Source organism: Burkholderiales bacterium, from assembly GCA_035560005.1.
Lineage (GTDB): Bacteria > Pseudomonadota > Gammaproteobacteria > Burkholderiales > Eutrophovitaceae > DASRFY01.
This window is the reverse complement of sequence record DATMAN010000026.1, coordinates 1-6,857: the sequence shown is the minus strand read 5'-3', so window position 1 is coordinate 6,857 and position 6,857 is coordinate 1. Positions and strand designations below refer to the sequence as shown.

Sequence of the window (6,857 nt, the reverse complement as noted above, 5' to 3'; positions counted from 1 at the left end):
GAAGCCTGCCGCATTGGATCGAGCACTACAATGAGCATCATCCGCATTCCGCGCTCGGGATGCGCTCGCCAAGGATGTTTCGTCGCGAACAAGCCCTGGTGAAGTGAGAGACCGTGTCCGGAGATACGGGGGCAACATCAGAGAATTCGCTATCCAGAGCATGACAGGGACCAGCGGCCGTCAGCGTGTCCAGGCCGATTCACTTGAGCATTTTCGGTTGCCGCAGGCTCCCGCGGTAGTCGCGGAAGCATTTGGTCATGTGATCAAACCGCTGTTTGCGGGGCCATCCGCCGCTGTTCGCGAATCCCGCACCCTCACCGCGCTGCGCGATGCGCTGCTGCCCAAACTCATCTCCGGCGAGCTGCGGGTAAAGGACGCGGAGAAGTTCATTGGGAGGGCTGTCTGATGGCCGACATTGCACTTACCCAAGCGGAGGCCGATGCATTGATTGCGATGGAAAAGCATCGTGCAACGAACGATCGGCACGACTTTCCGATGCGAGGCGAGTCGTTGACCGTGCCCCTTCAGTCGCCTGACAAGCGAGAACATTTCCTGCTCGACCTGAGCCGAGGACGCATCGACCTGCTTAAGGTGAAGATGCAGAACCGCGGTCGCCAGGTCTTTGTACTGGTGCGGCTGGATCTGGGCGGACCGCCACATCGCAACCCAGACGACACCGAGGTTCCGGCACCGCACCTCCACGTTTACCGCGAGGGTTACGGCGACAAGTGGGCGGTGCCTGTGCCCGCGGAACGATTCAGCAACCCGGCTGACCTGTGGGTGACACTCGAGGAGTTCATGCGGTTTTGCAACGTCACGCAGCCGCCGCACATCGAACGGGGCTTGTTCACATGATCCAAGAAATCCAGCGGTTGCTTGATGCCTATCACGCCTGGCTGAAGGACAAGACCGCGTTACGGCAGGTCGATGATTGGGTGGAGATCACGACGCCCTATCTCGACCGTCACAATGACTACGTGCAGATCTACGCCAAGAGAGGCAACGGCGGTTATGTGCTCACCGACGACGGGCACACGATTCAGGATTTGGAACAGAGCGGCTGCAAGCTGGAAAGTCAGAAGCGCCAAGAGCTGCTCCGCATGACTTTGAATGGTTTTGGCGTTCGGTTGGACGACAATGCGTTACAGGTCCATGCATCGCCGGAGAATTTCGCGCTGCGAAAGCATAACCTTCTTCAAGCAATTCTGGCCGTGAACGACATGTTCTATCTGGCGCAACCGACTGTTGCCAGTCTGTTTTATGAAGACGTGGTTGCATGGCTTGATCTGCACGAGATCCGGTACACGCCGAAGGTCAAGTTCACGGGGAAGACAGGTTACGATCATTTGTTCGATTTCGTCATTCCGAAATCGCGACGACAACCTGAGCGCATCGTTCAGACGATTAATCGGCCTAACCGCGATACCGCACAGTCGGTAGTGCTGGCTTGGATCGACACGAAAGAAGTACGCCCGCCCGACTCGCGCGCCTACGCATTGCTCAACGACGGGGAGCAACCTGTTCCTCAAGGGGTGGTCGACGCACTAAGAAACTACGAAGTGAAACCCATTCCTTGGAGCCAGCGCGAGCATGTGCGAGAGGAACTCGCGGCGTGAGAAGCAGCGCCTTCACCGAATACGACGTCGAAGAGGCCGCCCTCGCCTGGCTGGAAGCCATCGGCTGGCGGGTGGCGCATGGCCCGGACATATCGCCTGGCGGCGATACCCTCACCCTGCCCCTCTCCCAGCGGGAGAGGGAACACTACGGCGAGGTGGTTCTGGCGCAGCGGCTGCGCGATGCGCCGGCGCAGCTCGATCCGCGCCTTCCCGCCGCGGCGCTGGCAAAAGCGCTCGGTAAGCTTGCGCGCACCGAGGGCACGGTTCGCGCGCCTGCTTGCCCTGCTCAGTGCGCTGAGTAAAAATACTCAACGAAATGAGCAAAAAGGCCGTACCCTTCCAGCGCCCGCAGGCCGCCGTCTTGGCCCGGCGGCTGGCCGAGCCGCGCCGCTTCGTGCAGGTGGTGGTGGGGCCGCGGCAGGTGGGCAAGTCCACGCTGGTGCAGCAGGTGGTCGCGGGGCTCGGCGTGCCGGTGCGCTACGCCAGCGCCGACGAGCCGACGCTGCGCGGCGCCGAATGGGTCGGCCAGCAGTGGGAGGCCGCGCGGCTCGAAGCCGCCGGCGCCGGCAAGGCCGGCGCGGTGCTGGTGCTGGACGAGATCCAGAAGATGCCGGGCTGGTCGGAGGCGGTCAAGCGCCTGTGGGACGAGGACACGCGCGCGCGGCGGCCGCTCAAGGTGGTGCTGCTGGGCTCGGCGCCGCTGCTCGTGACGCAGGGCCTCAGCGAGAGCCTGGCCGGGCGCTTCGAGACGCTGCACCTGCCGCACTGGTCGTTTGAAGAGATGCGCGCGGCCTTCGGCTGGTCGCTCGATGAGTATTTGTTCTTCGGCGGCTATCCGGGCGCAGCGCCGTTGGCTTCCGAGCCGAGGCGCTGGGCGCGCTACGTGGCCGACAGCCTGATCGAGACCTCGATCGCGCGCGACGTGCTGCTGCTCGCGCGCGTGGACAAGCCGGCGCTGCTGCGGCGGCTGTTCGAGCTCGCCTGCCGTTACTCGGGGCAGGTGCTCTCGTACACGAAGATGCTCGGCCAGTTGCAGGACGCCGGCAACACCACGACGCTCGCACACTACCTCGATCTGCTCGCCGGCGCGGGCATGGTGTGCGGCCTGCAAAAGTACGCGGGCGACGCCGCCCGCAGCCGCGGCTCCAGCCCGAAGCTGCAGGTGCTCAATACGGCGCTGCTGACGGCGACATCGGGACTCACGCCGGACGAAGCGCGGGCCGATACGGAGTTCTGCGGCCGCCTGGTGGAATCCGCGGTGGGCGCGCACCTGGCCAATGCTGCGGCGGCCGGCGAGTGCGCGCTCTACTACTGGCGCGAGCGCAACCAGGAGGTGGACTTCGTCGTCAAGGCCGGGCGCCGGCTCGCCGCGATCGAAGTCAAGAGCGGGCGCGCGCCACAGGCCCACCGTGGCACGGCGGCGTTCGCGGGGGCCTTCAAGCCCTCGCGCAGCCTGCTCGTGGGCGGCGACGGGATCGAGTTGGGTGAGTTCCTGTCCAGGCCGGTACTGCACTGGATCTCCGGATGAGCGACGCCTTCACCGAGTCCGTCGTCGAGCAGGCCGCCCTGGCGTGGCTGGAAGCTGCCGGCTGGCCGGTCGCCCACGGCCCCGACATCGCGCCGGACATGCCTGCTGCCGAGCGGGCCCACTACGGCGAGGTGGTGCTGGCACAGCGGCTGCGCGACGCGCTCGTGCGGCTCAATCCGCAGCTTCCCGCCGAGGCGCTGGAGGATGCGTTCCGCAAGCTCACGCGGCCCGAAGGCGCGGATCTCCTGCAGTGCAACCGCCATTTGCAACGGCTGCTGATCGACGGTGTGACGGTCGAGTACCGCGACGCGGACGGCCGCATCCGCGGCACGCAGGCGCGGGCGATCGATTTCGACGAGCCCGGCGGTAACGACTGGCTCGCCGTCAACCAGTTCACGGTGGTGGAAAACAAGCACAGCCGCCGGCCGGACGTGGTGCTGTACGTCAACGGCCTGCCGCTAGCGGTGGTCGAGCTCAAGAACGCGGCCGACGAGAACGCGACGATCTGGAGCGCCTTCCAGCAGCTCCAGACCTACCAGGCCGAGATCCCTTCGCTCTTCGCCACGAACGGCGTGCTGGTTGTCTCCGACGGCGTCGAGGCGCGGGTCGGCGCGCTCGGCGCCGGGCGCGAGTGGTTCAAGCCCTGGCGCACGATCGCGGGCGAGATGCTGGCCGACAGTCACGTCCCTGAGTTGCAGGTGGTGATACAGGGCGTGTTCGCGCCGCGGCGCTTTCTCGACCTGGTGCGCGACTTCATCGTCTTCGAGGACGATGGCAGCGGGCGGCTCGTCAAGAAGATGGCTGGCTACCATCAGTTTCATGCCGTGCGTGTGGCGGTGGAGCAAACCCTGCGGGCGGCACAGTTGCAGCAGGGAGCGCATCAGACCCAGGCGGAAGAAGGTCGCTACGAAGCTGGCCGCCAGCCCGGCGGGAGACCGGGCGACCGGCGCATCGGCGTGGTCTGGCACACGCAGGGGTCGGGCAAGAGCCTGACGATGGCCTTCTACGCCGGCCGCATCATCCGCGAGCCGGCAATGGAGAACCCCACGCTCGTCGTGCTCACCGACCGCAACGATCTCGACGACCAGCTCTTTGCCACCTTCTCGCGCTGCCGGGACCTGTTGCGCCAGCCGCCGGTGCAGGCGGAAAGCCGGGCGCACCTGCGGAAATTGCTCTCGGTGCAGGCAGGCGGGGTGGTCTTCACCACCATCCACAAGTTCTTCCCCGAGGAGAAGGGCGACCGGCACCCGACGCTCTCCGAGCGGCGCAACATCGTCGTGATCGCCGACGAGGCGCATCGCAGCCAGTATGACTTCATCGACGGCTTCGCGCGCCATATGCGCGATGCGCTTCCCAACGCCTCGTTCATCGGATTCACCGGCACGCCGATCGAACTGGCGGACGCCAACACCCGCGCGGTGTTCGGCGATTACATCAGCGTGTACGACATCCAGCGCGCCGTGCAGGAAGGCGCCACGGTGCCGATCTACTACGAGAGCCGGCTGGCGAAGCTCGCGCTCGACGAGGCGGAGCGGCCGAAGATCGACCCGGATTTCGAGGAGGCCACCGAGGGCGAGGAGGTCGAGCGCAAGGAGAAGCTCAAGACCAAGTGGGCGCAGCTCGAAGCGATCGTCGGTGCCGAGAAACGTTTGCGGCTCGTGGCAGCGGACATCGTCGAGCACTTCGAGAAGCGGCTGGAGGCCATGGACGGCAAGGCCATGATCGTGTGCATGAGCCGGCGCATCTGCGTCGAGCTTTACCGCGAGATCGTGCGCCTGCGGCCGCACTGGCACGACGACGAAGACGGCCGCGGCGCGATCAAGGTGGTGATGACCGGCTCGGCTGCAGATCCCCCGGACTGGCAGCCGCACATCCGCAACAAACCGCGCCGGGAGGTCCTGGCCAACCGTTTCCGCGATCCGGGCGATCCCTTCCGGATCGTGATCGTGCGCGACATGTGGCTCACCGGCTTCGATGCGCCGTCGCTGCACACCATGTACGTGGATAAGCCGATGCGCGGGCACGGACTGATGCAGGCCATCACGCGCGTCAACCGCGTGTTCCGCGACAAACCCGGCGGGCTCGTCGTGGATTACCTGGGGCTCGCCCACGAGCTGAAGAGCGCGCTCGCCACGTACACCGAAAGCGGCGGCACCGGCCGTGCCGCGCTCGATCAGGATGAGGCGGTGGCGGTCCTGCGGGAAAAGTACGAGGTCTGCTGCGGGCTCTTCCACGGCTTCGACCGCTCTCGGTGGGTCAGCGGGACGCCGCAGCAGCGTTTGGCGCTGCTGCCGGCGGCACAGGAGCACATCCTCGCGCAGGAGAACGGCAAGGATCGCTTGATTCGCGCTGTGCGTGAGCTGTCGCAGGCGTTCGCCCTGGCGGTGCCACACGAAGAGGCACTGCGCATCCGTGACGACGTGGCCTTCTTTCAGGCCGTGCAGGCCGTGCTCGCCAAGCGCGCGCCGGGAGAAGCGCGCCCCGAAGCCGAGCTCGACCACGCGGTCCGGCAGATCATTTCTCGGGCGGTCGTCCCGGAAGGTGTGCTGGATATCTTCGCCGCGGCGGGACTCCAGAAGCCCGACATCTCGATTCTCTCGGATCAGTTCCTGGCCGAGGTGCGTGAAATGCCGCAGAAGAACCTCGCGGTCGAGCTGCTCCAGAAGCTCCTCAAGGGAGAGATCAGCACACGGCGTCGCAAGAACATCGTCCAGGCCCGCTCCTTCGCCGAGATGCTGGAGCAGACGATCCGCCGCTACCAGAATCGGGCCATCGAGGCCGCGCAGGTCATCGAGGAGTTGATCGCTCTGGCGAAAGAGATGCGGGAGGCGAACGCGCGCGGGCAGGTGTTGGGCCTGTCCGAGGACGAGTTGGCGTTCTACGATGCGCTGGAGACGAACGACAGCGCAGTGAAGGTGCTGGGCGAACCGACACTGCGGACCATCGCCCAGGAACTCGTCCGAACCGTGCGCGCCAACGTCACGATTGACTGGACGCTGCGCGAGAACGTGCGCGCGCAACTGCGCGTGCTCGTCAAGCGCATCCTGCGCAAGTACGGCTACCCGCCCGACAAGCAGGAGAAGGCCACCCAGACGGTGCTGGAGCAGGCCGAGGTGCTGTCGGCGGAATGGGTGACGGCATAAGAAGGTGCGTCTCACAGAAGCGTGCCATGGGCGGTGCGGCAGCGCCCATTCGCCTTCGCCACCGCCCCTCCCCGGCGTCGAAGCGGACTCGACCGACACCTGAATCGGAAGCGATGCGCCCGCTAGAATCGCCGCATCCCGAAGGAGGCGCCGATGAGCGAGCCCGTCACGCGAATTTCCCGCTACACCACCGATGCGATCTACGTGCGCGGCGCGAGCCTGGCCGAGGAGCTGATCGGCCGGCTCACGTTCACCGAGATGATGTACTTTCACTGGACCGGCGAGCGGCCGACGCCGGCGCAGGCGAGGATTCTCGATGCGGTGTTGGTGACGCTCATGGAGCACGGCATCACGCCCTCGGTGATCGCTGCGCGCATGGTGTACGACTCGTGCCCCGAGGCGGTGCAGGCGGCGATGGCGGCGGGGCTCCTTGCGGTCGGGAGCACCTTCGTCGGCACGATGGAGGGCTGCGCGGCGCTCCTCGAAGAGATCCTCGCCGCGCCCGAGGGCGAGGCCGAGCGCGCACGGGCGATCGCGCGGCGCCACCGCGAGGCGAAGCGCCCGGTGCCC

At 66.1% G+C, this 6,857-nt stretch carries 7 protein-coding genes; all 7 read left to right on the top strand.

Annotated elements, in window-relative coordinates; all coding sequences use genetic code 11:
* The first annotated feature begins 259 nt into the window (after nt 1-259).
* Nucleotides 260-406, top strand: coding sequence for a hypothetical protein (locus VNM24_02695; GenBank protein ID HWQ37506.1), 147 nt, complete (start codon nt 260-262; stop codon nt 404-406).
* A complete protein-coding gene (locus VNM24_02690; protein ID HWQ37505.1) occupies nt 406-855 on the top strand; it encodes a hypothetical protein in 450 nt (149 codons plus the stop codon). Before VNM24_02695 ends, VNM24_02690 begins: the two co-directional genes overlap by 1 nt.
* A complete protein-coding gene (locus VNM24_02685; protein HWQ37504.1) occupies nt 852-1,616 on the top strand; it encodes a DUF1829 domain-containing protein in 765 nt (254 codons plus the stop codon). Before VNM24_02690 ends, VNM24_02685 begins: the two co-directional genes overlap by 4 nt.
* The gene (locus VNM24_02680; protein ID HWQ37503.1) at nt 1,613-1,918 is read left to right on the top strand and encodes a hypothetical protein; all 306 of its coding nucleotides are present in this window, start codon (nt 1,613-1,615) and stop codon (nt 1,916-1,918) included. The genes VNM24_02685 and VNM24_02680 overlap by 4 nt, the downstream gene beginning before the upstream one ends.
* A 14-nt stretch (nt 1,919-1,932) precedes the next feature.
* Nucleotides 1,933-3,144: an ATP-binding protein gene (locus VNM24_02675; protein HWQ37502.1), complete on the top strand. Its 1,212-nt coding sequence runs from the start codon at nt 1,933-1,935 to the stop codon at nt 3,142-3,144.
* Nucleotides 3,141-6,287, top strand: a complete 3,147-nt coding sequence (locus tag VNM24_02670; protein HWQ37501.1) for a type I restriction endonuclease subunit R — start codon at nt 3,141-3,143, stop codon at nt 6,285-6,287. The genes VNM24_02675 and VNM24_02670 overlap by 4 nt, the downstream gene beginning before the upstream one ends.
* Nucleotides 6,288-6,440: 153 nt before the next feature.
* Nucleotides 6,441-6,857 (top strand): citrate/2-methylcitrate synthase (locus VNM24_02665; protein ID HWQ37500.1); only part of this gene is annotated, 417 nt, incomplete at its 3' end.